1 protein-coding gene is annotated in these 613 nt (G+C 39.2%); it reads left to right on the top strand.

Going from position 1 to position 613, the window contains the following annotated elements; all coding sequences use genetic code 11:
- Positions 1 to 49: 49 nt before the first annotated feature.
- On the top strand, positions 50 to 613 hold a 564-nt coding region (locus AB4653_RS28365; protein WP_372105967.1), incomplete at its 3' end, for an oligogalacturonate-specific porin KdgM family protein.

Raw genomic sequence — 613 nt, 5'->3', positions numbered from 1 at the left:
CGGATATATTGGATGTATCCAAAATAAAAAATAATAGTGAGACAAAGGTATGAACTCTGTTACAAAAATTGCTGCAATTATCGCTACAACTCTTCTTGCAGGCACAGCGACTGGCGCAACTCTTGATTACCGCGCAGAACATAAGCATGAAGACGATAAATACGCGCATCGTATTAAAATTGGTGGAAGCACGAAAATAGCAGATGAGACAAAGCTATATTTTAGCGTTGAACAAAAATTTGCTCCAAATGCAGAAGGCGATATATACAACCAATTGGAGCGCGGAGATTCTGAATTTGATTGGGGGGTTCGTTATGCGTTAGATGACAAATGGTATTTGCAGCCAGGTATGCCTATTACGTTTGGCGATGAAAAAATGACACTTAAACCACAGTTTCGTGTTGGGTATAAAGCCGACTTCGGCCTAACAACGGCTCTTCGTTACCGTCATGAATTCCAAAACTATACAGACAGCTCAAGTAGTTCTCTCACAAAAGTTAACGGCGAAAAAATAGCATTAGCTGGTGAAACGGTTCAACAAGGTAAATTTACATTGACTGGCGCTTATAAGTTCCAAGATGAAGATTTAAAAAACCTTCAATTAAGTTATGAG

Origin of the sequence: Vibrio sp. 10N.222.48.A3 (assembly GCF_041475345.1) — a bacterium.
In the GTDB taxonomy this organism is placed as follows: domain Bacteria; phylum Pseudomonadota; class Gammaproteobacteria; order Enterobacterales; family Vibrionaceae; genus Vibrio; species Vibrio tasmaniensis_A.
The sequence above is the reverse complement of the archived record's forward strand: the minus strand, read 5'-3'. Positions and strand labels throughout refer to the sequence as shown.